Source organism: Xanthobacter sp. YC-JY1, from assembly GCF_021730305.1.
In the GTDB taxonomy this organism is placed as follows: domain Bacteria; phylum Pseudomonadota; class Alphaproteobacteria; order Rhizobiales; family Xanthobacteraceae; genus Xanthobacter; species Xanthobacter flavus.
In genome coordinates, this window is sequence record NZ_CP032674.1 from 2,156,445 (window position 1) to 2,178,954 (window position 22,510).

Below are 22,510 nucleotides of genomic sequence, written 5' to 3' on the forward strand. Positions count from 1 at the left end.
TCCCGCCGGAAGCCAAGCTGCATCGAGCACAAAAGCGGACAAAGACGCCGCATTCCGTGTGGGAGGAAATTGATGATCGACCGTCGCCGTGGCCTTGCGGCCGCGTTCGCCCTTGCGGCTGCCTTCACGCTCGGCGGGCCGGCCAGCGCCCAGACCAAGCTCAAGTGGGCGCATGTCTACGAGCCGTCCGAACCCTTCCACACCGCCTCCGTCTGGGCTGCGGGCGAGATCGCCAAGCGCACCAACGGGCGCTACCAGATCGATGTCTATCCCTCCTCGCAGCTCGGCAAGGAGAGCGACATCAACCAGGGCCTGACGCTCGGCACCGTGGATATGATCATCTCCGGCTCGAGCTTTGCCGGAAAGGCCTATCCGCCCATTGGCGTCACCTATTACCCCTACACCTTCCGCGATGCCGGCCACCTGCTGGCCTACGCCAAGAGCGACGTGTTCAAGGATCTCGCCAAGGGCTACGAGGACAAGACCGGCAACCATATCGTCGCCGTCACCTATTACGGCGTGCGCCAGTCCACCTCGAACAAGCCGTTCAAGACCTGCGCCGAGATGAAGGGCCTCAAGATCCGCGTGCCGGACGCCCCGGCCTATCTCGCTATGCCCAAGGCCTGCGGCGCCAACATCACCCCCATCGCCTTCGCCGAGGTCTATCTCGCCCTCCAGAACGGCACGGTGGATGCGCAGGAAAATCCGCTCACCACCATCGAGGCGAAGAAGTTCTACGAGGTGCAGAAGAACATCGTGCTGACGGGCCACATCGTGGACCACCTCAACACGATCATCTCCAGCAGCCTGTGGAAGAAGCTCTCGCCCGAGGACCAGAAGATCTTCACCGAGGTCACCCAGGAAGCGGCCGCCAAGGCCACGGCCGAGGTGGCGCAGCGGGAGAAGGAACTGCTCGACATCTTCAAGCAGAAGGGCCTCACCGTGGTGGAGGTGGACACGGACGACTTCCGCAACACCGTGATGAAGAACATCACCTTCGAGAGCTTCGGCTATCGCAAGGCCGACTGGGACCGCATCCAGGCCATCAAGAGCAACATGTGAGGCTGGGCGGTCTCCGGCTGCTCATATCGCCTCACAGGTCTCAACAACCGTCATGCCCCGGCTTGTCCGGGGCATCCGCGGTGCCGCCGATGCGGTGCCCGTGATGCTCTCGCCGTTCTCGCCGATACGTGGATCCCCCTGACAAGCCGGGGGATGACGGCGGCGGGCAGGGCTCCGCTTTCTTGATTTCCGCGCGCACCTTTCCCTCAGCCCGGACCCCTTCATGGCCCAAGAAGTCCACACCCGCGTCACCGGCGAGGAACTCGCCCATACGTTCGAGCAGCAGGAGGAGGTGGACCTCTCCGGCTACGCCTTCGAGGACTGGATCACCCTCGCCATCTTCTGGATCATGGCGGGGCTGGTCTTCACCCAGTTCTTCACCCGCTACGTGCTGAACGACAGTTTCTCGTGGACCGAGGAGCTTGCCACCTATTGCCTCGTGGCGGTGGTGTTCATCGGTGCGGCCATGTGCGTGCGGCTCTCCCGGCACATCCAGGTGGACCTCATCTACCGCTTCCTGCCGGAGCGGGCCGGGCACGTGCTCTCGCTGTTCGTGGACCTCGTGCGCACCAGCTTCATCGCCTACGGCGTGTGGCTGATGGTGCGCTACATCGCCCTCGTCGGCGACGAGCCCATGGTGATGGTCGATGCGCCGAAGAGCGTCGTCTACTACGCGGTCCTGTTCGGCTTCGTGATGATGCTGATCCGCTCGGTCCAGGTCGCCATCGGCAACATCCGCCGCGGCTACAGCGTGCTCGAACGCCCCGAGGCGTTCGAAGGCACCTACGATCACAAGGGGGACTGAGCCATGTGGCTGCTCATCGGCGGGTTCCTCTTCCTGATGCTCTGCGGTGTGCCGGTGGCCATCGCCATGGCCGGGGCGTCGCTCGTCTACATCCTCGTCAGCGGCACCGTGCCGGACGTGGTCATCGCCCAGCGCATGATCGCCGGCGTGGAGAGCTTTCCGCTTCTGGCGGTGCCGTTCTTCATCCTTGCCGGCAACCTCATGAACATCGCCGGCGTCACCGGGCGCATCTATGCCTTCGCGGTGGCGCTGGTCGGCTGGATGCGCGGCGGCTTGGGCCAGGTGAACATCATCGGCTCGGTGATCTTCTCCGGCATGTCCGGCACCGCCATTGCCGATGCGGCCGGGCTCGGCACCATCGAGATCAAGGCCATGAAGGACCATGGCTATTCCACGGAGTTCGCGGTCGGTGTCACCGCCGCCTCTGCGACGCTGGGGCCGATCATTCCGCCCAGCCTGCCGTTCGTGATCTACGGGATGCTGGCCAACGTCTCCATCGGCGCGCTCTTCCTCGGTGGCGTGGTGCCCGGCGTGGTGATGACGCTGCTGATGATGGCGACGGTCGCCTATTTCGCCCGCCGCAACGGCTGGGGCTCCGATGCCGCCTTCAACTGGCGGCAACTGCTCTCGGCCAGCATCGAGGTCGTGATCGTGCTGGCCTTCCCGGCGGCGGTCTATGTGATGATCGAGGTCGGGCTCTCGACCAACCAGGCCGTCCTCATCGCCCTCGCGGTGCTGATCGCCCTCGACTGGTACTTCGACTTCTCCGCCGTCATGGCGCTGATGACGCCGGTCATCCTCATCGGCGGCATGACGCTCGGCTGGTTCACGCCCACTGAGGCGGCGGTGGCGGCGGTGATCTGGTCGCTGTTCCTGGGGCTGGTGCGCTACCGCTCCATGACATTGAAGACGCTGGCGAAAGCGACCTTCGATACCATCGAGACGACGGCATCGGTGCTGTTCATCGTCACCGCGGCGTCCATCTTCGCGTGGCTGCTGACGGCGAGCCAGGCGGCGCAGATGCTGTCGGACGCCATCCTTGGCTTCACCCAGAACAAGTGGGTGTTCCTGGCGCTGGCCAACCTGCTCATCCTGTTCGTGGGCTGCTTCATCGACACCATCGCGGCCATCACGATCCTGGTGCCGATCCTGCTGCCCATCGTGCTCAAGCTCGGCATCGACCCGATCCATTTCGGGCTCATCATGACGCTGAACCTGATGATCGGGCTGCTGCACCCGCCGCTGGGCATGGTGCTGTTCGTGCTGGCGCGGGTGGCGCGGCTCTCGGTGGAACGCACCACCATGGCCATCCTGCCCTGGCTGGTGCCGTTGATGATCGCGCTGCTCGCGATCACCTACATTCCCGGCCTCACCCTCTGGCTGCCCCATGCCATGGGGCTTGGACGCTGAGGGCGATCAGGCGCCCGTCCGTCCCTCGGGGGCGGACGGGGCGATGACGCGGCGGCCTTCCTCGGCCTTGTAGTAATACTGGCTCGCCACCAGCCAGCCCTTCAACGGCCGCAGGGGCGGGATGCAGGTGAGCAGCAAAAGGGGCAGCGTGGTCACGAGGTGGACCCAGTAGGGCGCCTGGAAGGCCACCTCCAGCCAGATGGCGAAGAGAACCGCCGGCACGCAGGCGAAGCACATGACGAAGAAGGCCGGCCCATCCGCCGGATCGGCGAAGGAATAATCGAGCCCGCAGACCTCGCAGGCCGGGGCAATCGTCAGGAAGCCATTGAAAAGGTGGCCCTCGCCGCAGCGGGGGCAACGGCCTCTCACGCCCGTCGAAAGGGGCGAGAGCCTCGGCCAATGTTGTTCGTTCATGTCTTCTCCCGGGCCGGTGCGGGCGTCTGCCCATCCGGCGTCACGCGGGTCTGGCGATTGTTCGCCGGCGCAGTGTGCTCCCGTCAGGTAAGTGTCGACCGAGCCACCCGCAAGTGAGACCGAGTCGCAGCGGCACCAGGCCGCATCCATCCTGACGCAGGGGGTGACACGCGGCCGGACGCCCTTTATTCGGCTTTCAGGAGGCGCAACCCAAGGGAACGGGGCGGGCATGGATATCGTTTTCGTCGGTGCCGGGCTCGCCAATTGCCTGATCGCCGCCCGCATCGCCGAACGGCGCAGCCGCGTGCGGGTGCTGTTGCTGGAGGCCGGCGAAAGCGTCGGCGGCAACCACAGCTGGTCCTATCATTCCAGCGATTTCGGCCGCATGCAGCACGCCTTCCTCAGCCCGTTCCGCGCCCATGTGTGGATGGGGCACGACGTGCACTTCCCGGCCTACTCGCGCATCCTCAAGGGCCATTACGGCACCATCACCTCCGAGCGCATGTCGCAGGTGATGCACGAGCGCCTCCATCCATCCATCCGGCTCAACGCCAAGGTGGCCCATGTGGCGGCCGATCATGTCGTCCTCGCCGGCGGCGAGCGCATCGATGCTGGGGCGGTGATCGACGGACGCGGGCCGGTCTCGTCGCGCCACCTTGACCTCGGCTTTCAGAAGTTCCTCGGCCAGGAGGTGCAGCTCACCCGTCCGCACGGCCTGCACCGGCCTTTCATCATGGATGCGCGGGTGGAGCAGATCGACGGCTATCGCTTTGTCTATGTGCTGCCGCTGGACCCGCAGACGCTGCTGATCGAGGACACCTATTATTCCAGCGGCGCCGAACTCCCCATCGAGACACTGCGCGGCCGCATCGCCGCCTATGCCGCCACGCAGGGCTGGGAGATCGACCACGTGGTGCGCGAAGAGGAAGGCGTCCTGCCCATCGCCCTTGGCGGCGATATCGGCGCCTTCCTGGCCGAGGCGCCCCAGGGGGTCGCGCGGGTCGGGCTGCGAGCGGCACTGTTCCACCCCACCACCGGCTATTCCCTGCCGGATGCACTGGAACTCGCGGACCTCGTGAGCGAGCTGCCGGATATGTCGGGCCCGGCGATCGCCGCCTTCGTGCGTCAGCACGCGGCCCGACGCTGGGAGAGCCGCGGGTTCTTCCGGCTGCTCAACCGGATGCTGTTCCGCGCGGCCGCGCCGGATCGCCGCTATGCCATCCTCGAGCGCTTTTACCGCTTGCCCGAGGACCTGATCCAACGCTTCTACGGGGATCGCCTCACGTTCAAGGACAAGGCACGCATCCTTACGGGCCGTCCGCCCGTATCGGTGCTGAAGGCCCTTTCCTGCCTCCCCGAGACGAAATCCGCTATCGGTCCCAGATAATGCTCGACGTCACCAAGTCTCCCCGCCGCGCCGCCGTCATCGGGTCCGGATTCGGCGGGCTCTCCCTCGCCATCCGCCTGCAGGCAGCCGGCATCGCTACCACCATCTTCGAGCAGCGGGACAAGCCCGGCGGCCGGGCCTATGTCTACGAGGACAAAGGCTTCACCTTCGATGGCGGGCCGACCGTCATCACCGACCCCTCCTGCCTCGAAGAGGTCTATGAGGCGGCCGGACGGCGGCTCAGCGACTATGTGGACCTGATCTCGGTCTCGCCCTTCTACCGGCTGCTGTGGTCGGACGGCCGGCAGTTCGACTATGTGAACGAGCAGACCGCCCTCGACGCCCAGATCGCCGCCTTCAACCCGGCGGATGTGGAAGGCTACCGGCGCTTCTTCGCCTATTCCAAGGCGGTGTTCGAGGAGGGCTATCTCAAGCTCGGCGCCGTGCCGTTCCTGAATTTCTCCGACATGATGAAGGCCGGCCCGCAGCTGGCGAAGCTCCAGGCGTGGCGCTCGGTCTATTCCATGGTGTCGAGCTTCATCAAGGACGAGCACCTGCGGGAAGCCTTCTCCTTCCACTCGCTGCTGGTGGGCGGAAACCCCTTCTCCACCTCGTCCATCTACGCCCTCATCCATGCGCTGGAGCGCAAATGGGGCGTGTTCTTCCCCCGCGGCGGCACCGGCGCGCTGGTGCGCGGCATGGTGAAGCTGTTCACCGACCTCGGCGGTACCATCCACCTTTCCGCCAAGGTCGATGAGATCGTCGTTGAGGGCGACCGCGCCACCGGCGTGCGCGTCGGAGGGGAGATGCGACCGTTCGACCTCGTCGCCTCCAACGCGGACGTGGTGCACACCTATGCCCACCTCATGCGCAACAGCGCGCGCGGGAAGGCGGAGGGCGCCAAGCTGGCGCGCAAGCGGCATTCCATGTCGCTGTTCGTCATCTATTTCGGCGCCAACCGCACCTGGGACCATCTCCAGCACCACACGGTGCTGTTTGGCCCGCGCTATCGCGGCCTTGTGGACGAGATCTTCAAGGGCCCGCGCCTGCCGGACGATTTCTCGCTCTATCTCCACGCACCGACCGTGACCGACAAGTCGCTGGCGCCGGAGGGCTCCACCGCCTTCTACGTGCTCTCCCCCGTGCCGCATCTCGGCATGGCGGAGATCGACTGGGAGGTGGAGGGCCCGAAGTATCGCGACCGCATCCTCGGGCATCTGGAGCAGCGTCTGCTGCCGGGGCTCAAGGAAAGCCTCGTTACGACGCGCATCCTGACGCCCTTCGGCTTCCGGGACGAACTCTCCGCTCATCTCGGTTCGGCCTTCTCGGTGGAGCCGATCCTCACGCAGTCGGCCTGGTTCCGCCCGCACAACCGCGACGACAAGATCGCCAACCTCTATTTCGCCGGCGCCGGCACCCATCCGGGCGCGGGTGTGCCCGGCGTGGTGGGCTCGGCCAAGGCGACGGCCGGCCTTATCCTCGAAGATCTCGGCATCGCCGCCCGGTCGCCGGCATGAGTGGGGCAGACGCTGCTCCGGACGTGGTGGGTGCGAGCGAGGAGGCCATCGCCAAGGGCTCCAAGAGCTTCGCCGCCGCCGCCCGGCTGTTCGCGCCGCGCATGCGCGAAGACGCGGTGATGCTCTATGCGTGGTGCCGCCACTGCGACGACGTGGTGGACGGGCAGGAGCTGGGCCACGGCCGCATCGCGAGCGCGCAGACGCCGGCCGAGCGGCTGGATGCCCTGTTCGAGGAGACACGCCGGGCCTATCGCGGCGTCCCGTCCTCCCATCCCGCCTTCGCCGCCTTCGCCGAGGTGGTCCGCCGCAACGACATTCCCGAGCGCCATCCCCTCGACCTGCTCGAGGGCTTCCGCATGGATGTGGAAGACCGCCGCTACGAGACCCTCGATGACACGCTCACCTACTGCTACCACGTGGCCGGCGTGGTGGGGGTGATGATGGCGCTGATCATGGGGGCGCGGGACGAGGTGGTGCTGGACCGGGCGAGCGATCTCGGCCTCGGCTTCCAGCTCACCAACATCTCCCGCGACGTGATCGAGGATGCCGGCATCGGCCGCGTCTATGTGCCGGAGACCTTTCTTCTCATGGAGGGCGTGCCGGACGGCGGGATCGCCGCACCCGAACATCGTCCGCAGGTCGCCGCCGCCGTCGCGCGGCTGCTGGACGTGGCCGAGCCCTATTACGAGCAGGCGGTGATCGGCATGGGCGCCCTGCCGTTCCGCGCCGCCGCCGCCGTGGGCGCCGCGCGCTGCGTCTATCGCGCCATCGGCACCGAAGTGCGCCGGCGCGGGCCGAAGGCGTGGGATGCGCGCGTCTCCACCACCAAGGCGCAGAAGATCGGCTATCTCATGCAGGGCATCGGCCTCGCCCTCGCCACCCGGCGCAGCGGCCCGCAGCCGCCGCGCCCGACGCATTTGTGGACACGGCCGCGATGACCCATTTCGCCGTCGTCGCCCCGCCGCTGCCGGGGCACTACAACCCCTTGCTGGTGCTCGCCCGCGAGCTCGGCGCGCGTGGCCATCGCGTCACCTTCGTCCATATGGCGGATGCGGCGCGGCTGGTGGAAGGCAGGGGCGCGGGCTTCGCGGCGGTGGGCGCGCGCGATTATCCCGCTGGCGCCCTCGACGCCTATGTGAACCGCCTCGCCAAGCCCACAGGCCTGTTCGGCCTTCTGGGTACCCTGCGCGCGACCGCCGCGCAGACGGACATGCTGTGCCGCGATCTGCCCGGCGTGCTTCGCGACGTCGGGGCGGACGCGGTGATTGCGGACCAGACGGAGGCCGCCGGCACGCTGGTGGCGCGTCATCTCGGCCTGCCGGTCATCTCAACCGCGACGGCGCTCTTGCTCAACCGCGAGGTGGGCGTGCCCCCGCCCTTCGTGCCCTGGCCCTATGAGGCGGGGGAGAAGGCGCTCGTTCGCAACAAGGGCGGCTATCGCGTCACCGATTTCCTCATGTCCTCCATGCGCAAGGTTCTGGCGCGCCATGGCGCGGCGTTCGGGCTCGACCCGTTCGCCGATGGCGGCTTCTCGCCACTGCTCACCGTGGCGCAGATGCCCGAGGGGCTGGATTTTCCCCGCACCGAGCTGCCCGCCACCGTCCATTACGGCTCGCCATGGCGCGATGCCGCCGCCATCCCGGCCGCGACCGCGCCGTTGCCGAATGCTGAGGGCAAGCCCCTCGTCTTCTGCTCGCTGGGCACGCTGCAAGGGGCGCGCGCCGATCTTTTCCGCAAGGTGGCGCTGGCGGTGCGGGAGGTGGGCGTGCGCCTGCTCATCGCCCATGGCGGTCTTCTCTCGCAGGCTGAGGTCGCCCGGCTGAGCGATCTCGCCGAGGTGCGCGCCTTCGTGCCCCAGCAGGAGGTTCTGAAGCGCTGCGCGGCGGCTGTGCTCCATTGCGGGATGAACACGGTGCTCGATGCCATGGCCGAGGGCGTGCCGCTCGTCGCCATGCCTATCGCCTTCGAGCAGCCGGCCACGGCCGCGCGCCTCGCCTATGCGGGCGTGGCCGAGGTCGTGCCCGCCGGCCGCGCCAGCCAGAAGCGGCTCACAGCAGCGCTGCGCGCGGTGCTGGAACAGCCGAGCTATCGCGAGAATGCGCGGCGTATCGCGGCCGAAATGGCGCAGGGGCGCGGCGTGAAGGATGCCGCCGATCTCATCGAGGCGGCGGTGGTCAGCCCCGCGCTTGTGACCGTCTGAGGCGATAGAGCACCTGCCGCCGCAACGGGTGTCCCGGCGGCGTCGACGGCAGGTCGAAATCCCCGTTTTCGTCCCGCACCATGCCGAGCCGTTCCATCACCGCCCGCGAGCGAAGGTTCGCCGGCACGGTGATGGCGACGATCTCCTCCAGTCCCAGCGTCTCGAAGCCGAAATCCAGCGCCGCCCGCGCCGCCTCGGTGGCGTAGCCGTGGCCCCAGAAGGCGGGATCGAACCGCCAGCCGATCTCCACGGCCGGGGTGAAGTGCTCCGCGTAGGGCACGTGGACCAGCCCGCAATAGCCGGCGAAGTCGGTGACGCCGGGCGCCTCCACCACCCACAGGCCGAAGCCGTGGCGGGCGAAATGCGCCTCGGCACGATCCGCAACCGCATCGCTCGCGGGGCGATCGGGCACCGGCATGAGAAATTCCATGGTGCGTGGGTTGGACTGCATCCGCCACAGACCATCGCGATCCGATGGGCGCCAGGGGCGCAGCGTGAGGCGCGCGGTAGCCAGCGTCGGCGCGGTCATGGCCGGCGTCTCATGCGCCCTCGATCAGGCTGCGCAGGCGTTCGGCGGCCACGGTGGAGGGGAGAGGGCGTCCCTCCAAGGTCGCGACGGAGCGGATGCCGAGTGCCGAGGTAAGCAGGATTTCCTCGGCCGAGGCGAGGTCATCCACCGTCAGCGGCCGTTCCTGCGCACCGGCGGCGACCACCTCAGCCCGCATCACGCCGGGCAGGACGCCCTCGGACAAAGGCGGCGTGATGAGTACCCCGTCTATGACTGCGAACAGGTTGGCGATGGAGGTTTCCGCTACGCCGTCGCGCGTGTTGAGCAGGATGGCGTCATCCGCGCCCCGTCGCGCCGCTTCCTGCCGCGCGAGGATGCCGTCGAGATAGTTCAGCGACTTCACCTGCGCGAGCGGCGAGCGGTCGTTGCGGCGGGTGCCCTGCGCGATCACGAGGCGCGCGGCCGGCAAGGGCGGGGAGAGCGGCGCGGCGGTGATGACCAAAGTGGGCTTCGGCTCGGCCGGCGGCAGCACGCCGCGTGGGCCGGTGCCACGGGTGAGGGTGAGGCGCAGCACGCCCTCGCTCAGGCCGTTCGCCGCCGCGGTTTGCGCCAGCGCCGCTGTGAGATCGATGGCCGGCAGGGGCATGCCCAGCACGTCGGCCCCGGCGGCGAGGCGGGCGAGGTGCGCGTCCACGCGCAACACCTTGCCGCCCTTGATCCGCAGCGTCTCGAACAGGCCATCTCCAAGCGTGAAGCCGCGATCGAAGGGCGAGACGGTCGCGTCCGCCTCCTCCACAAGCGCGGAGCCGAGGAACAGCTTCATGCGCCCTCTCCCGAAAGCGCGCGCAGCATGGGCGAGAGCTTGATGAGGCTCTCCTCATATTCGTCCGCCGGATCGGAATCCGCGACGATGCCGCCGCCCGCCTGGGTGAGCAGCGTGTCGCCGGAGCGGGTGATGGTGCGGATGACAATGGAGGAATCCATCGCCCCGTCAAAGCCGATCCACGCAACCGAGCCGCAATAGACGCCGCGCGGGGTGGGCTCCAGCTCGTGGATGATCTCCATGGCGCGGATCTTCGGCGCGCCGGTGATGGAGCCGCCGGGGAAGCAGGCCTTCAGGAGGTCCACCGGGCCGAGGCCGGGCCTCAACCGGCTGTCGATGACCGAGACGAGGTGATGGACGCTGGCGAAGGTTTCCAGCCCACACAGCACCGGCACTTTCACGCTGCCCACCTCGGAGACGCGCGAGAGATCGTTGCGCATCAGGTCCACGATCATCAGGTTTTCCGCCCGGTCCTTCACCGAGGCGAGAAGCGCGTCGGCCAGCGCCTTATCCTCTGCCGGATCGGCGCTGCGGCGGCGTGTGCCCTTGATGGGGCGCGTCTCGACCCGCCCGTCCGAGGAGAGGGAGAGGAAGCGCTCGGGGGAGGCGGAAAGCACCGCGAGCTCGTCGCCCGCACGCAGGAAGGCGGCGAAGGGGGAGGGGCTCAATGCGCGCAGGCGGGTGTAGAGGGCAAGGTCGGTGAGGCCCGCCGGCACCTTCGCCCGCATCTGGTGGGTGAGGTTGGCCTGGAAGATGTCGCCGGCGCGGATGTATTCGATCACCCGCGCGACGGCGGCCTCCACCTCCGAGCGCGGCTGGTCGGGCGCGAATGTGCCGGTGCGGCTGAAATCCGCGGCGGGCGCCGTGCCCGGCGCGGTGGCGATCCGGTCGAACAGCTCCTGTGCGCGGTGCTGGGCGCGGGCCTCGGCCGCATCTCCGGTTTCGGGCCGGCCGTTGGAGACGATGAAGGCGCGCTTCTCCAGCCCGTCGAAGGCGAGGATGGCGTCGTAGAAGCCCATGGCCATCTCAGGCACGGAGGGCGTCGCCGGCCGGGGCGGCGGCAGGCGCTCCAGATGCCGGCCCAGCTCATAGCCGAGATAGCCCATGGCGCCGCCGAGGAACGGCACGGGCGCCGAGGAGGGGCCGAGACACGGCGGCAGGTCGCCGGGATTCAGCGCACGGGCCAGCACGTCGAACGGTGTGCCGGGCACGAGATCGCCGTTCAGCCGGACGCCGTCCGCGCCGGAGGTGATGAAGGCATAGGGATCCGCGCCGATATAGGACCAGCGCGCCCGCACGTCGCTGTCCGCCGCGCTGTCGAGAAAGGCGCATTGGGGAGCGTCGGCGAAGGCCTGGAACGCGGCGAACGGGTCGCGATACGGGATTTCAACGATAAGCACAGGGGGCGACCGATTCAGAACGCTTCGGTCCCACCATGGCGCTACGGCGCCGCCGGGGCAATCCGCGCGGGCGAGACGACGCAGGCTCCGCCGCGACCGCCGGCCGCGGAGACCTCACCCCGATCCGCGACAGCAGCCCCGGATGGCGGTGTCTCAAGCGTGCGCGAACCGTCTCACGCCGCCTTGGCGAATGGCGGCTGGTCTTCCGGCTGCTCCGCCTGCGTGGCGTTCAGTAGCTTGGACTGGACAATTTCGGCAACTGCGACCAGTTCGGTGCTCCAGGCGAGCGCCGATTGCTGCAGGAACGCCGCCTCGCGGGTGACGAAGGCAGACGGGTTCTGCTCGCGCGAGAGCTGGCCGAGAAGCTCCACCTGCTCCTGCACCTGCCGGCCGACGAACTGCTGCAGGTGCGTGCTGACCGCGACCGGGCAGTCGAAGAACAGGTTCTTCCATGCGGTCACCGGCCAAGCCATGGGCGGCGTGGCGGGCGACAGCGCGCGGGCGAGACCCTGGAACATCACCGAGTCGTTCATGTCCATTTCTCCCGTCTGACGATGACCCCCGGACCTGAGCACTCCCCCAGCGCCCACTGGAATTACCGTTTCACGGATGTGAGACTTCGGCGTTGCGGAAGGTCAAATGCCTTGCGCGCCGGATCGGGGAAAATCACATTTCCACGCGTCGCCCCTCGGGCGACATCATCATCGCACTCCGCCGGCCCGCTGCCTATGGTTGCGCCGGCCCGGCGAAGGGCGAAACAGGCTTCCGTCAACGCATCGTGATGTCCGCGCTCGGGACGGAGCCACAGGCCGCAAGGTCGGGGAGAAAAAAGCATGACCCAGTTGCCGCACGGCTTCCGTCAGATCCGCATGGAGCTTGCCCGCGAGAAGGGGCATCCGGATGGCGCCCGCAATCACGGCTACAGCTTCGTGGCGCCCCTCGACAGCGCCGGCCACATCGATGCGGCGGAGTGGGCCAAGCATCGCGACAGCTGCCGGGTGGTGAAGTTCCGCCCCGATGAGGCCGACGAGGTGGGCCATCTGGTGCGCCGGCCCGGCGGCAGCTGGGCGTTCCGCTATGACATTTCCGGCACCGACGATGACGAGGCCGGCTACCGCTTCGGCGACGAGCGGTTCGAGGTGGGGGAATATGTCTCCGTCCACGAGGACGACGAAATGCACACCTTCCGTGTGGTGTCGGTGGTCTGATCCGCGAATGCGGTCCGCCCGAGGGGCGGACCGCTGCTTCGTCAGTAGCTCTTGTATTCGGCCGTGCCCTTGGACAGGGCGAATTCCTCCTCCGGCGACAGCACCAGCTTGTGCCGGCCCCAGATGCCGAAATAGGCGATGCCGGCCGCGAACCAGATGGCCACGCCGATCACGCCATTGCGGTAGATCGGGTCGGAGAGCTGGAACCAGATGGTGACGATCGCGATCACGATGGTCGCCACCGCACCGGGGATGCCGAACGGGCTCTTATAGGGCCGCTCGATGTGCGGCATGTTCTTCCGCATCAGGATGAAGGAAATCGCCTGCATCACGTAGGAGAGCATGGCGCCGAACACCGCCATGTTGAGCAGCGTGCCGCCGATGGCCGCGGCGCCCGCCTCCGCCCCCAGCGCGAACCAGATGCCGATCATGATGACGAGGCCCACCACAGCGCCGGCCACCATGGCCACATGCGGGGTCTTGCGGCCGCCATGGGTGACGGACAGGCCGCGCGGGAAGTAGCCGGCCCGCGACAGCGAATAGATCTGCCGGCCCTGGGCATAGATGATGGTGTGGAACGAGGCGATGAGCCCGATCACCGCCACCAGCGCGAGGAGCTTCGCCAGCCCGTCGCCATAGATGGCCTTGAAGCCGTCCAGCAGCGGCTCCAGCGAGGTGGAGAGGCCGAAGGAGCCGTTCGCCACCGACGAATTCAGCCAGAGGATCATGAAGGCGGAGACGATGAGCGTCGCCATGCCCAGCATGATGCCCTTGGGCATATCCGTCTTCGGGTCCACCGATTCCTCCGCCGCCAGCGGCAATTGCTCGATGGCGAGGAACAGCCAGACGGCGAAGGGCAGGGCGGCCAGCGCGCCGCCGATGCCGAAGGGCAGGAACGGCCCGCCGCCATTGGGCAGTTCCACCGCCGTGCCGTCCGGCCCGACGCCGATGTTCAGCGCCCAGCGGGAGAAGTTGGCCACCGGAATGGCGCTGACCCAGAAGGCGACGAGGCAGGCCAGCGCCGCCAGCGTCACCACCAGCGTCACGCGGAATGAGAGCTCCACGCCGGCGATGTTGAGGCCCACGAAGATGATGTAACCGAAGATCCAGTAGACCGGCTGGAACGCCGGCGGCGTGCCGAAGATGGAGCCCATGTAGGAGCCGATGAAGGACACCACCACCGCCGGGGTGATGACATATTCCACATTCTCGCACAGGCCGGTGACGAAGCCGCCCCACGGGCCCATGGTGGTGCGGGCGAAGGAATAGGCGGCGCCCGTGTGAGGCAGGGCCGGCGACATCTCGGCGATGGAGAAGGTGAGGCCCAGATACATGATGGCGATGATGACGGCGGCGATGAACATGCCGCCCCAGCCGCCCGAGGCAATGCCGAGGTTCCAGCCCGAGAAATGGCCGGAGATGACCGCCCCGACTCCCAGCGCCCAGAGCGACCAGACGCGGGCGTGCCGCTTCAGGGCGCGCTGCTCGAAATAGGAAACATCAACCGTGGTGTAGGTAACGCCGGATTTGCTGCCTTCGGCCATGCCCAGCCCTCCGATAGCACCAGAGTAAGGTCCGGCGCGCTTGCCCTACAGGCAACTTTGTTGCCATTCCCTAATGGTGAGGGCAAAAACCGTCAGCGCGCGCCGAGATGCAGCGGCGGCAGGCCGGTTTCGAGCAGGAGATCGCTCTCGTCCTTCAATTCGACGCCGGTGATCTGGCGGGCGAATGCCTCGCGAATGTGCCAGGCGAGCTTGAAGGCGGCCAGATCGTAGGCAAGACCCTCCGGACGCACGTTAGAGATGCAATTGCGCTCCGCGTCCGATCGGCCGGGCTTGGGATTGTAGGTGAGGTAGAGGCCGAGGCTGTCCGGCGAGGAGAGGCCGGGCCGCTCGCCCACCAGCAGCGCCACGGCGCGCGCCTTCAGCAGGTGCCCTACCTCGTCGCCGAGCGCCACCCTCGCCTGCGAGGCGATGACCACCGGCGCGGTGGTCCAGCCGGCGTCAGTGATCCGTGCCTTCAACGCCGCGAGGAAGGGGAGCGTGTGGGCGTGGACGGCGGCGGAGGAGAGTCCATCCGCCACCACCAGCACAAGGTCCACCGGCTCGCCCGCCGCCTGCGCGAGGCGGGTCCGGCTTTCGTCCGAGAGCCGCCGCCCGAGGTCCGGCCGGCGCAGATAGACGTCGCGCGCCTGCGCCGCGCTTTCGGCGCGCAGGGTGGAGAAGCCGAGGCCGCGCACCTCCTCTTCCACCCGCGCCGCATCGAATGGCGTATGCACGGCATCGCGCGCCTGGGCATGGGCGAGGGCGAAGCGCAGCACTTCCTCGGTGGGCAGGCTCGCACCCGTGCGGCCCAGAGCGATGCGGGCCGGGGTGTGGCGGGAGAGCTTCGACCAGGGATCGCGCGCGATCATGCGGCGCGCTCCACCACATAGCCAAGCAGGGGATGGCGGGCGTCGGCCGGCAGCAGGCGCCCGTCCGTGCCGGTGATGTCCATCTTCTCCAGCCACGCCTCGAACTCCGGCGCCCGCTTCAGCCCGAGCACCTCGCGGATATAAAGCGCATCGTGGAACGAGGTGGACTGATAGTTCAGCATCACGTCGTCGGCGCCGGGAATGCCCATGATGTAGGTGACGCCAGCCGCCCCGAGCAAGGTGAGCAGCGTGTCCATGTCGTCCTGATCGGCCTCGGCATGGTTGGTGTAGCAGACGTCAACCCCCAGCGGCACGCCGAGCAGCTTGCCGCAGAAATGATCCTCCAGCCCGGCGCGGATGATCTGCTTGCCGTCATAGAGATATTCCGGGCCGATGAAGCCCACCACCGTGTTCACCAGCAGCGGATCGAAGGCGCGGGCGACGCCGTAGGCGCGCGCTTCCAGCGTCTGCTGGTCCACCCCGTGGTGCGCGCCGGCCGAGAGGGCCGAGCCCTGGCCGGTCTCGAAATACATGGCGTTCTGCCCCACCGTGCCGCGCTTGAGGCTGCGGGCCGCATCGGTGCCTTCTGCGAGCAGTTTCAGGTCGATGCCGAAGGAGCGGTTCGCCCCCTCCGTGCCGGCGATGGACTGGAACACGAGGTCCACCGGCGCGCCGCGATCCATCAGCGCGATCGCGGTCGTGATGTGGGTGAGCACGCAGCTCTGGGTGGGAATCTCGAAGCGCGAGATGATCTCGTCCATCAGCTTCAGCAGGCGGTCGATCACCGGCACGCTGTCGGAGGCGGGATTGATGCCGATCACCGCATCGCCGCAGCCATAGAGCAGGCCGTCGAGAATGGCGGCGGAGACGCCGGCCGCGTCGTCGGTGGGATGGTTGGGCTGGAGGCGCACCGCCATGGTGCCGGGCAGGCCGATGGTGTTGCGGAAGCGCGTCACCACCCGGCACTTGCGAGCGGCGAGGATCAGATCCTGATTGCGCATGATCTTGGAGACCGCCGCCGCCATCTCCGGCATGAGGCCGGGCGCGAGGGCCGCCAGAACCTCCGGCGTTGCGGCGGGGGAGAGCAGGAAGTCGCGGAAGTCGCCCACCGTCATGGCCGAGACCGGCGCGAAGGCCGCGCCATCGTGGCTGTCGAGGATGAGTCGTGTCACCTCGTCCCCTTCATAGGGCACCAGCGGCTCGGCGAGGAAGGTCTTCAGGGGCAGGTCGGCGAGGCACATGCGCGCCGCCACATTCTCCTCCGCCGTGGCGGCGGCGATGCCGGCGAGCATGTCGCCCGAGCGCGGCGGGGTCGCCTTGGCCATCAGGTCCTTGAGGTCGGAAAAGACGAAGGACTTCGCTCCGATGCGATGGACATGAGCCATGGCGCGCTCCGATCGGGCGGGCGCGGCGCATCTGCCGCGTCCTCAGGCCCTAGCGATAAGCAACAAATATGCCTTCGAGGAAAGCCCCGTCTATTTCGGCACGCCGTTGATGACGAAGAGCGCGTTGAGGAACTGGTCCGGCGGGAACTTGCCGAAACTCTTGGCATAGATGTCGCGGATGCGGTCAGTCCGGTAGAGATCGGCGAGGGTGGTGTCCACCAGAAGGCGGAACGCCTGATCGCCGCGTGGCAGGCCCAGCGCATAGGTTTCGAAGGTGAAATACTGGTCCGAGAGGCTGAGGCGGCTGCCGAACGGCGTGTTCGCGATCAGGTAGTTGAGGATGCCGCGGTCACCGAAATAGGCGTCGAGCTTGCCTTCGGCCAGTTGCTTCAGGCCGTCCGGATGGTCGGTGACGGTGACGATGGTGGCGGCGATGCCCATCTGCGCGAGGGTCGAGCGCAGCGTCTCCTCGGTCGTGGTGCCCTTCAGCACGCCGACCTTCTTGGCCCGCAGCTCTTCCAGCCCCTTCACCGCCGGACCGCGCGTGACGACGCCGGCGCCATCCAGGAAGGTGGGCAGCGAGAAGTCGACCAGCGCCCGCCGCGACATGGTCATGGAGGTGGGCTCGCACAGGATGTCGATGCGCCCGTCGCGCACCGCCTCGAAGCGGTCCTCGGCCGAGACCTTCACGTATTCCACCGGCAGGTTGGGCAGCTTGAGGGAGCGCTTGAGCGCATCCGCCACCTCGCGGCAGAGATCCACGATGTAGCCCGCCGGCTGGCCGTTGCTGGCGGCATATGAATAGGGCGGGGCGAACTGGCGATAGCCGATGCGGAAGGGGTCTCCCTTTGCAAGGCGGTCCAGCGTCTGCGCGCCGGCCGGCGCGGCCAGCGCGAGGAGGAGGGCGGCGAGTCCGGCGACGATGGTCGCCACACACAGTCCCGCGAACCTGATGTTTGAGCTGAACCCCAGCCCGATCTGCCCACCCATCCGCGCCCCCTTGTGCCGCCCCCCGCGGTCCATTTCGCCTGATCTTGCCCGGCCGGCCGGGCGCGGCCAAGGGCTTCGGCGCCTCTTGAGGGACGCGGGCGCGCATTGTGGCGCGAAAGCAACCCTCCCGGCTTCCCGCCGCCCTTGGCGTACGCCTGCGGCGCCCATCCGTGGCCGTTCCGCCGCAGCCCTCCCGGCTTTGTCCGGAAGCGAAATTGTTATATTGAAATGGATATAGCTTTGCCGGCCACGCCGGCTTTTTCTGCCGGGGAATTGGACATGACCGTGTTGCTCAACCGGCGCCGCATGTTGGGTGCCATCGCCGCCGCGACAGCCGGCGCCTGCGCCGCGCCGATCACTTCGGCGCTGGCCGCCCCGGCGAAGGGGCTGGAGATTCTCGGCGCGCCGAACGGCTCCACCATCGTGCTGCTGCGCCTTCTCCAGTCCGGCGCCCTCAGCGCGAGCGCGCCCGACGCCACCTTCCGCCTGTGGCGCGATACGGACGAATTGCGCGCGGCCATCGTCTCCGGCCGCACCAGCCTGTTCACGACACCAACCCATGTTCCGGCGAACCTCGCCAATCGCGGCCTGCCGCTGAAGCTGTTCGCCATCCTCTCCATGGGCCATCTGTTCGTCATCTCGTCCGACGCGAGCATCACCTCGTTCAAGGATCTCGCCGGCAAGGAGCTGGTGGGCTTCTTCAAGAACGACATGCCCGACCTCGTCTTCCGCTCCATCGCCCGCGGCTACGGCATGGACCCGGACAAGGACATGACCATCACCTATGTGCGCACCCCCATGGAAGCGGCGCAGATGCTCGCCGCCGGGCGCGCCACCACGGCCATCCTCTCCGAGCCGCCGGCCACCGCCGCCATCATGATGGCGAAGAAGGAGGGCCGCACCCTGAACCGTGCCATCAGCCTTCAGGACGACTGGAAGAAGCAGCATGGCGGCCTCGGCCTGCCCATGGCCGGCATCGCCGTGCACGAGCGGCTGATCGAGGAAAGCCCCGAGCTGCTCAAGGCCATGGCCGCCGGCCTGCCCGGCGCGCGCGACTGGGTGCTGTCCGATCCGGCTGCCGCCGGCCAGCTGGGTGAAGAGAAGATGGACATGAAGGCGCCCATCCTCGCCAGCGCGCTCTCGCATTTCAACGTGGTTGCAGAGCCGGCGGCGAAGCTGAAGCCCGGCCTCGTCGCCTTCTACGAGACGCTGCTCTCCTTCCAGCCGGAGGCGCTGGCCGGAAAGCTGCCGCCCGACAGCTTCTATCTCGACTTCTGAGCGCCGCCATGGCGGTTCCTGCGCGCCCGCTCTCCCCTGCGCTCCTGTCCGCCATCTGGGGGATGGCGGGGCTCTTGGCTCTGGCTGGCGCGTGGCAATGGGGGGCGATGGTCTTCGGGCCGTTCGTGCTGCCGAGCCTTGCGGAGACAGGGGAGGCCGTCGTCCGGCTCGTCGACAGCGGAAAGGCCGGGCCGGCGCTGCTGGCGACGCTGGTGCACGCTCTGGCCGGCTGCGCCGCGGGGGGCGCGGTTGGCTTCCTGCTTGGCGTGGCGGGCGGGCTGGCGATGCCAGTGGGGGCCATGTCCTATCCGGTCTTCACCGCGCTTCTCGGCACGCCGCCCATCGCCTGGGTGGTGCTGGCGCTGCTCTGGTTCGGCCCCGGCGGTGGTGCCGCGACCTTCACGGTCGCCATCACCGCCGCGCCCATCCTCTTCATCGCCACGCTCCAGGGCATGCGCAGCCGCGACCGTGGGCTCGCAGAGATGGCCCAGCTCTATCGCGCGCCGGCTTTCATGCGTTTCACCGATCTCGTCCTGCCCGCGCTGGCGGACTTTCTCATTCCCGCGCTCGCCACCGCGCTCGCCTTCTCCTTCAAGGTGGCGGTGATGGCCGAGGTGCTCAGCGGCGCGGACGGCGTGGGCGGCGGCATCGCCACTGCACGCTCCCATTTCGACCTGCCGGAAACCATGGCGTGGATCGTGCTGGCGATCGCCGTGCTGATCCTCGCCGACGCCCTGCTGCTTGCGCCCCTCCGGCGTCGGCGTGCCGGGAGGGGGGCGCCCGTGCCCCTCTCGGCGGAGGCGTGAGAATGCTGTCCCTGAGCGGCCTGAGGCTGCGGTTCGGCGCGGCCGAGATCATCGCCGGGATCGACCTTCATATCGGCGCGGGCGAACTGGTGGTGCTGCTCGGGCCGTCGGGCTGCGGCAAGACCAGCCTCCTGCGCATCGCCGCCGGGGTCGAGCGGGCGACCGCGGGACGGGTCGAGAACGGCTTTCGCCGCGTGGCCATGGTGTTTCAGGACCCGCGCCTGCTGCCCTGGGCGGATGCGCGCGACAATGCCGCCTTCGGCCTCAAGGCTGCGGGAATGGGCAAGGCCGAACGCCGCACCATCGCCGAGGCGATCCTGCTGCGCCTCGGCTTTTCGGCGGGGGATCTGGACAAGCGCCCGTCCCAGCTCTCGGGCGGCATGATGCAGCGGGTCGCCATCGCCCGCGCCTTCGCTCTTTCGCCGGACCTCGTGCTGATGGACGAGCCGTTCTCTGCCCTCGACGTGGGTCTGCGCCACGATCTCCAGGCGCTGCTGCGGGCCGAGGTGGAGGGCGCGGGTGCGGCGGTGCTGTTCGTCACCCATGACGTGACCGAGGCGGTGCGCCTCGCGGACCGGATCGTCGTCTTCTCCCCGCGACCCGCTTGTGTGGTGGCGGACGTGACGCAGGCGCCCATGCTCGCGTCGGTCGGTGCGGCCTATGAGGCCTCCGCCGCGCTGCTGCGCCGGGCCGAAATCGCCGCCGCCCTTGCGCCACCTGGGGCATCGCCGCTGGCCTTGGCGGGCGCACGCGAACGGCTCTCCCTCGCAGGCAAGGCGAGCGCTGCGCGGCGCTGAAGCGGCAGCGCCCTATTTAATGCGCGGCTTGTGCGCGGATGTCGGCGCCGCCTCCGCTGCGGCGCGCCGGACGCGTTCGGCGAAGCGGGCCACGGCGTCCTGCTCCAGCGTGCGCTGGATGGCCTTGGCGGCCACCACCCCGTCGGCCATGGAGGTGACGCAGCACGGATGCATCCGCTGCGCGATCTCGCCGATTGCATAAAGGTTGGGGACCGAGGTTTCGCAATCGAGGCTGGTCTCGACGAAGCCGCGCGCATCCCGCGCGAGGCCGAGGTGGCGCGCGTAGGGCAGATAGGGCTCCCAGCCATAGAGCACGAGGAAACGGTCAAACCGCTCGCCCGCCACCGCCGGCACATCCGGCTCCACCGGATAGGGGCCGATGCGTACGTCCGCTGGTGGTACCTTCTCCAGGAACTCGCGCCGCGCCCTTATGGTGCGGGCGAAGAGGGTGACGCGGGCGGCACCGCGCTTGCGCACGAAGATGTAATTCTCGAACGCATTGTCGCCGCCACCGAGGATGGCGACCGAGCAACCCTCGAAATCCGCATTGAAGAGGGTCTGGCCCGGCCCGATGATGACGTCGTCGGAGGCGGTGAAGCCCCCCTTCACCGGCCGCACGCCAGTGGCAAGGACGCAGGCGCGCCCCATCACAATTTCTCCGGTGGCGGTCGTGATGCGGAAGCCGCCGGGCACCACCTCCAGCTCGGTCACCGCCTCGCCGGTGCGGCAGACGATGTCGTGGTCGCGCATGTGGCGGTCGACTTCGGCCGCGATCTCGATGCCAGTCTTGTCGCGGATGGGTGCGATCCACTGGTTGGGGTAGGGATTGTCGTTGCCGAGCCCGCCCAGCACCGGCCGGCGCTCGACGATGCAGGGCCGGAAGCCGAGCATCTTCAGCCAGAGCGCGCACGACGCCCCGGCTGGACCGCCGCCGATGATTACCGCGTCGAACATGCCGATCCCGATCCAGCCTGCGCGCCCATGGCGCCTGTCGCAGCTTATGCGAGGCTGTCGTCCGCGGCTAGGAAGGGCCGCCTTGCGGCCTCAGGCCGGCATTAGCTGCCGGCGCGCCAGAGCCTCTTCCCAATCCAGCGCCGAGCGGACGATGACCTCGAGATCGTCGAACCGCGGTTTCCAGCCGAGCTCGGCCTGGATGCGGCTGGAATCCGCGATCAGGCGGGCAGGATCGCCCGGCCGACGCTCGCGCAGCAGAACAGGGAAATGGACCCCAGACACACGGCGCACCACGTCGAGCACCTCGCGCACCGAGAAACCACGGCCATAGCCGCAATTATAGACCAAGCGAGACGACCCAGCCCTCAGGCCATCCAGCGCGGCAAGGTGCGCCGCCACGAGGTCAGCCACGTGCACATAGTCGCGGATGCAGGTGCCGTCGGGGGTGTCGTAATCCTCGCCGTAGAGATCGACGTGGGGCCGGCGGCCCGCAACGGCTTCGGCCGCCACCTTGATGAGGTGGGTCGCGCGGCGCGAGGACTGGCCGCAGCGCCCGGCCGGGTCGGCACCAGCCACGTTGAAGTAGCGCAGCACGGCGTGGGAGAGGCCGTGCGCCGCGGCGATGTCCGTCAGCATCCATTCAGTCGCGAGCTTCGAGCGGCCATAAGGGGTGATCGGGAGCTTGTCCGCCGTTTCGGGGATGAGTTCGGTTCCACCCTCGCCATAGACGGCCGCGGTGGAGGAGAAGATCAGGCGCTCGACGCCGCTCGTCACCGCAGCCTCGAACAGGGCGCGGGAGCGCACCGTGTTGTTCATGTAGTAGTCGAGCGGCTGGGCGATGGAATCCACCACCACGATCCGCGCGGCGAAATGGACGATCTCGCGAATCTGGTTCGCCTTCAGGACCGACTGCACCAAAGCGACATCACCCACGTCGCCGACCACCAGCGTCGCGGCGGCCGGAACGGCATGGCGGTGGCCCGTGGAGAGGTCGTCCAGCACAACCACGCGCTCACCGCGATCGACGAGGGCGTGAGCCATGTGGCTACCGATATAGCCCGCGCCGCCCGTTACCAGAATAGACATCTCGCTGATCTCCAGCCGCCTGCAATCCTTTCGCTCATTCCCTATCGCAGTGCAATAAAAACGTGCC

General features: G+C 68.1%; 22 protein-coding genes. 11 read left to right on the plus strand and 11 right to left on the minus strand.

Annotated features, from left to right (window positions below; genetic code table 11):
* The first annotated feature begins 72 nt into the window (after positions 1 to 72).
* The 3 genes from D7006_RS10080 to D7006_RS10090 all read left to right on the plus strand — a co-directional run bounded on the left by D7006_RS10080 (position 73) and on the right by D7006_RS10090 (position 3,277).
* Positions 73 to 1,062 carry a sialic acid TRAP transporter substrate-binding protein SiaP gene (locus tag D7006_RS10080; RefSeq protein ID WP_237356488.1) on the plus strand — a complete coding sequence of 330 codons (990 nt, stop codon included), beginning with the start codon at positions 73 to 75 and terminating at the stop codon, positions 1,060 to 1,062.
* A 223-nt stretch (positions 1,063 to 1,285) separates the two neighbouring features.
* Positions 1,286 to 1,867 (plus strand): TRAP transporter small permease, encoded by a 582-nt coding sequence (locus tag D7006_RS10085; protein WP_169121050.1) that lies wholly within the window; start codon positions 1,286 to 1,288, stop codon positions 1,865 to 1,867.
* A gap of 3 nt (positions 1,868 to 1,870) precedes the next feature.
* Positions 1,871 to 3,277 carry a TRAP transporter large permease gene (locus tag D7006_RS10090; RefSeq protein ID WP_237356489.1) on the plus strand — a complete coding sequence of 469 codons (1,407 nt, stop codon included), beginning with the start codon at positions 1,871 to 1,873 and terminating at the stop codon, positions 3,275 to 3,277.
* A 6-nt stretch (positions 3,278 to 3,283) separates the two neighbouring features.
* Here the strand turns inward: D7006_RS10090 and D7006_RS10095 are convergent, their stop codons facing one another.
* Positions 3,284 to 3,691 carry a DUF983 domain-containing protein gene (locus D7006_RS10095; RefSeq protein WP_169121048.1) on the minus strand — a complete coding sequence of 136 codons (408 nt, stop codon included), beginning with the start codon at positions 3,689 to 3,691 and terminating at the stop codon, positions 3,284 to 3,286.
* A 229-nt stretch (positions 3,692 to 3,920) separates the two neighbouring features.
* On the opposite strand from D7006_RS10095, the gene crtY reads away from it, so the two are divergent.
* From crtY to D7006_RS10115, 4 genes are read left to right on the plus strand one after another with little or no spacing between them, the layout of a single operon-like run.
* Complete coding sequence (gene crtY, locus D7006_RS10100) at positions 3,921 to 5,078, plus strand: lycopene beta-cyclase CrtY (protein WP_229643973.1); 1,158 nt, start codon at positions 3,921 to 3,923, stop codon at positions 5,076 to 5,078.
* Entirely contained in the window at positions 5,078 to 6,595 is a 1,518-nt protein-coding gene (locus tag D7006_RS10105) for a phytoene desaturase (RefSeq protein WP_237356490.1), read from the plus strand. Before crtY ends, D7006_RS10105 begins: the two co-directional genes overlap by 1 nt.
* Positions 6,592 to 7,533, plus strand: coding sequence for a phytoene/squalene synthase family protein (locus tag D7006_RS10110; protein WP_237356491.1), 942 nt, complete (start codon positions 6,592 to 6,594; stop codon positions 7,531 to 7,533). The genes D7006_RS10105 and D7006_RS10110 overlap by 4 nt, the downstream gene beginning before the upstream one ends.
* Complete coding sequence (locus D7006_RS10115) at positions 7,530 to 8,795, plus strand: glycosyltransferase (protein WP_237356492.1); 1,266 nt, start codon at positions 7,530 to 7,532, stop codon at positions 8,793 to 8,795. The genes D7006_RS10110 and D7006_RS10115 overlap by 4 nt, the downstream gene beginning before the upstream one ends.
* Here D7006_RS10115 and D7006_RS10120 read toward each other — a convergent pair.
* The 4 genes from D7006_RS10120 to D7006_RS10135 all read right to left on the minus strand — a co-directional run bounded on the left by D7006_RS10120 (position 8,770) and on the right by D7006_RS10135 (position 12,059).
* Positions 8,770 to 9,324: a GNAT family N-acetyltransferase gene (locus D7006_RS10120; protein ID WP_237356494.1), complete on the minus strand. Its 555-nt coding sequence runs from the start codon at positions 9,322 to 9,324 to the stop codon at positions 8,770 to 8,772. The two genes, D7006_RS10115 and D7006_RS10120, sit on opposite strands and share 26 nt — an antisense overlap.
* A gap of 10 nt (positions 9,325 to 9,334) precedes the next feature.
* The gene (locus D7006_RS10125) at positions 9,335 to 10,126 is read right to left on the minus strand and encodes an aminotransferase class IV (protein WP_237356496.1); all 792 of its coding nucleotides are present in this window, start codon (positions 10,124 to 10,126) and stop codon (positions 9,335 to 9,337) included.
* Positions 10,123 to 11,526, minus strand: a complete 1,404-nt coding sequence (gene pabB / locus D7006_RS10130; protein ID WP_237356497.1) for an aminodeoxychorismate synthase component I — start codon at positions 11,524 to 11,526, stop codon at positions 10,123 to 10,125. The genes D7006_RS10125 and pabB overlap by 4 nt, the downstream gene beginning before the upstream one ends.
* 173 nt (positions 11,527 to 11,699) lie before the next feature.
* Positions 11,700 to 12,059 carry a hypothetical protein gene (locus D7006_RS10135; RefSeq protein WP_169121041.1) on the minus strand — a complete coding sequence of 120 codons (360 nt, stop codon included), beginning with the start codon at positions 12,057 to 12,059 and terminating at the stop codon, positions 11,700 to 11,702.
* 300 nt (positions 12,060 to 12,359) lie between these two features.
* Here D7006_RS10135 and D7006_RS10140 point away from each other — a divergent pair, with 300 nt between their 5' ends.
* Entirely contained in the window at positions 12,360 to 12,734 is a 375-nt protein-coding gene (locus tag D7006_RS10140) for a hypothetical protein (protein ID WP_169121040.1), read from the plus strand.
* A gap of 41 nt (positions 12,735 to 12,775) precedes the next feature.
* Here the strand turns inward: D7006_RS10140 and D7006_RS10145 are convergent, their stop codons facing one another.
* The 4 genes from D7006_RS10145 to D7006_RS10160 all read right to left on the minus strand — a co-directional run bounded on the left by D7006_RS10145 (position 12,776) and on the right by D7006_RS10160 (position 17,465).
* Complete coding sequence (locus D7006_RS10145) at positions 12,776 to 14,278, minus strand: amino acid permease (protein ID WP_237356498.1); 1,503 nt, start codon at positions 14,276 to 14,278, stop codon at positions 12,776 to 12,778.
* 92 nt (positions 14,279 to 14,370) lie between these two features.
* A complete protein-coding gene (eutC, locus tag D7006_RS10150; RefSeq protein ID WP_237356499.1) occupies positions 14,371 to 15,147 on the minus strand; it encodes an ethanolamine ammonia-lyase subunit EutC in 777 nt (258 codons plus the stop codon).
* On the minus strand, positions 15,144 to 16,532 hold the full coding sequence (locus D7006_RS10155) for an ethanolamine ammonia-lyase subunit EutB (protein WP_237356500.1): 1,389 nt from the start codon (positions 16,530 to 16,532) through the stop codon (positions 15,144 to 15,146). Before D7006_RS10155 ends, eutC begins: the two co-directional genes overlap by 4 nt.
* A 90-nt stretch (positions 16,533 to 16,622) precedes the next feature.
* Positions 16,623 to 17,465 carry an amino acid ABC transporter substrate-binding protein gene (locus D7006_RS10160; RefSeq protein WP_237356501.1) on the minus strand — a complete coding sequence of 281 codons (843 nt, stop codon included), beginning with the start codon at positions 17,463 to 17,465 and terminating at the stop codon, positions 16,623 to 16,625.
* Between the two features lie 336 nt (positions 17,466 to 17,801).
* Here D7006_RS10160 and D7006_RS10165 point away from each other — a divergent pair, with 336 nt between their 5' ends.
* From D7006_RS10165 to D7006_RS10175, 3 genes are read left to right on the plus strand one after another with little or no spacing between them, the layout of a single operon-like run.
* Complete coding sequence (locus D7006_RS10165; protein ID WP_237356503.1) at positions 17,802 to 18,800, plus strand: ABC transporter substrate-binding protein; 999 nt, start codon at positions 17,802 to 17,804, stop codon at positions 18,798 to 18,800.
* An 8-nt stretch (positions 18,801 to 18,808) separates the two neighbouring features.
* Positions 18,809 to 19,606: an ABC transporter permease gene (locus D7006_RS10170; RefSeq protein ID WP_237356511.1), complete on the plus strand. Its 798-nt coding sequence runs from the start codon at positions 18,809 to 18,811 to the stop codon at positions 19,604 to 19,606.
* 2 nt (positions 19,607 to 19,608) lie between these two features.
* A complete protein-coding gene (locus D7006_RS10175) occupies positions 19,609 to 20,403 on the plus strand; it encodes an ABC transporter ATP-binding protein (RefSeq protein ID WP_237356513.1) in 795 nt (264 codons plus the stop codon).
* A 12-nt stretch (positions 20,404 to 20,415) separates the two neighbouring features.
* Here the strand turns inward: D7006_RS10175 and D7006_RS10180 are convergent, their stop codons facing one another.
* Both D7006_RS10180 and galE read right to left on the minus strand, forming a co-directional pair.
* Complete coding sequence (locus D7006_RS10180; protein WP_237356515.1) at positions 20,416 to 21,357, minus strand: NAD(P)/FAD-dependent oxidoreductase; 942 nt, start codon at positions 21,355 to 21,357, stop codon at positions 20,416 to 20,418.
* 90 nt (positions 21,358 to 21,447) lie between these two features.
* Positions 21,448 to 22,443, minus strand: a complete 996-nt coding sequence (galE, locus tag D7006_RS10185) for a UDP-glucose 4-epimerase GalE (RefSeq protein WP_237356516.1) — start codon at positions 22,441 to 22,443, stop codon at positions 21,448 to 21,450.
* Positions 22,444 to 22,510 lie beyond the last annotated feature (67 nt).

What these genes read in the sequence shown, in the direction of transcription:
- D7006_RS10080 (WP_237356488.1), top strand. Translation starts at nt 73, where the DNA reads ATGATCGACCGTCGCCGTGGCCTTGCGGCCGCGTTCGCCCTTGCGGCT.
- D7006_RS10085 (WP_169121050.1), top strand. Translation starts at nt 1,286, where the DNA reads ATGGCCCAAGAAGTCCACACCCGCGTCACCGGCGAGGAACTCGCCCAT.
- D7006_RS10090 (WP_237356489.1), top strand. Translation starts at nt 1,871, where the DNA reads ATGTGGCTGCTCATCGGCGGGTTCCTCTTCCTGATGCTCTGCGGTGTG.
- D7006_RS10095 (WP_169121048.1), bottom strand. Translation starts at nt 3,691, where the DNA reads ATGAACGAACAACATTGGCCGAGGCTCTCGCCCCTTTCGACGGGCGTG.
- crtY (WP_229643973.1), top strand. Translation starts at nt 3,921, where the DNA reads ATGGATATCGTTTTCGTCGGTGCCGGGCTCGCCAATTGCCTGATCGCC.
- D7006_RS10105 (WP_237356490.1), top strand. Translation starts at nt 5,078, where the DNA reads ATGCTCGACGTCACCAAGTCTCCCCGCCGCGCCGCCGTCATCGGGTCC.
- D7006_RS10110 (WP_237356491.1), top strand. Translation starts at nt 6,592, where the DNA reads ATGAGTGGGGCAGACGCTGCTCCGGACGTGGTGGGTGCGAGCGAGGAG.
- D7006_RS10115 (WP_237356492.1), top strand. Translation starts at nt 7,530, where the DNA reads ATGACCCATTTCGCCGTCGTCGCCCCGCCGCTGCCGGGGCACTACAAC.
- D7006_RS10120 (WP_237356494.1), bottom strand. Translation starts at nt 9,324, where the DNA reads ATGACCGCGCCGACGCTGGCTACCGCGCGCCTCACGCTGCGCCCCTGG.
- D7006_RS10125 (WP_237356496.1), bottom strand. Translation starts at nt 10,126, where the DNA reads ATGAAGCTGTTCCTCGGCTCCGCGCTTGTGGAGGAGGCGGACGCGACC.
- D7006_RS10135 (WP_169121041.1), bottom strand. Translation starts at nt 12,059, where the DNA reads ATGAACGACTCGGTGATGTTCCAGGGTCTCGCCCGCGCGCTGTCGCCC.
- D7006_RS10140 (WP_169121040.1), top strand. Translation starts at nt 12,360, where the DNA reads ATGACCCAGTTGCCGCACGGCTTCCGTCAGATCCGCATGGAGCTTGCC.
- D7006_RS10145 (WP_237356498.1), bottom strand. Translation starts at nt 14,278, where the DNA reads ATGGCCGAAGGCAGCAAATCCGGCGTTACCTACACCACGGTTGATGTT.
- eutC (WP_237356499.1), bottom strand. Translation starts at nt 15,147, where the DNA reads ATGATCGCGCGCGATCCCTGGTCGAAGCTCTCCCGCCACACCCCGGCC.
- D7006_RS10155 (WP_237356500.1), bottom strand. Translation starts at nt 16,532, where the DNA reads ATGGCTCATGTCCATCGCATCGGAGCGAAGTCCTTCGTCTTTTCCGAC.
- D7006_RS10165 (WP_237356503.1), top strand. Translation starts at nt 17,802, where the DNA reads ATGACCGTGTTGCTCAACCGGCGCCGCATGTTGGGTGCCATCGCCGCC.
- D7006_RS10170 (WP_237356511.1), top strand. Translation starts at nt 18,809, where the DNA reads ATGGCGGTTCCTGCGCGCCCGCTCTCCCCTGCGCTCCTGTCCGCCATC.
- D7006_RS10175 (WP_237356513.1), top strand. Translation starts at nt 19,609, where the DNA reads ATGCTGTCCCTGAGCGGCCTGAGGCTGCGGTTCGGCGCGGCCGAGATC.
- D7006_RS10180 (WP_237356515.1), bottom strand. Translation starts at nt 21,357, where the DNA reads ATGTTCGACGCGGTAATCATCGGCGGCGGTCCAGCCGGGGCGTCGTGC.
- galE (WP_237356516.1), bottom strand. Translation starts at nt 22,443, where the DNA reads ATGTCTATTCTGGTAACGGGCGGCGCGGGCTATATCGGTAGCCACATG.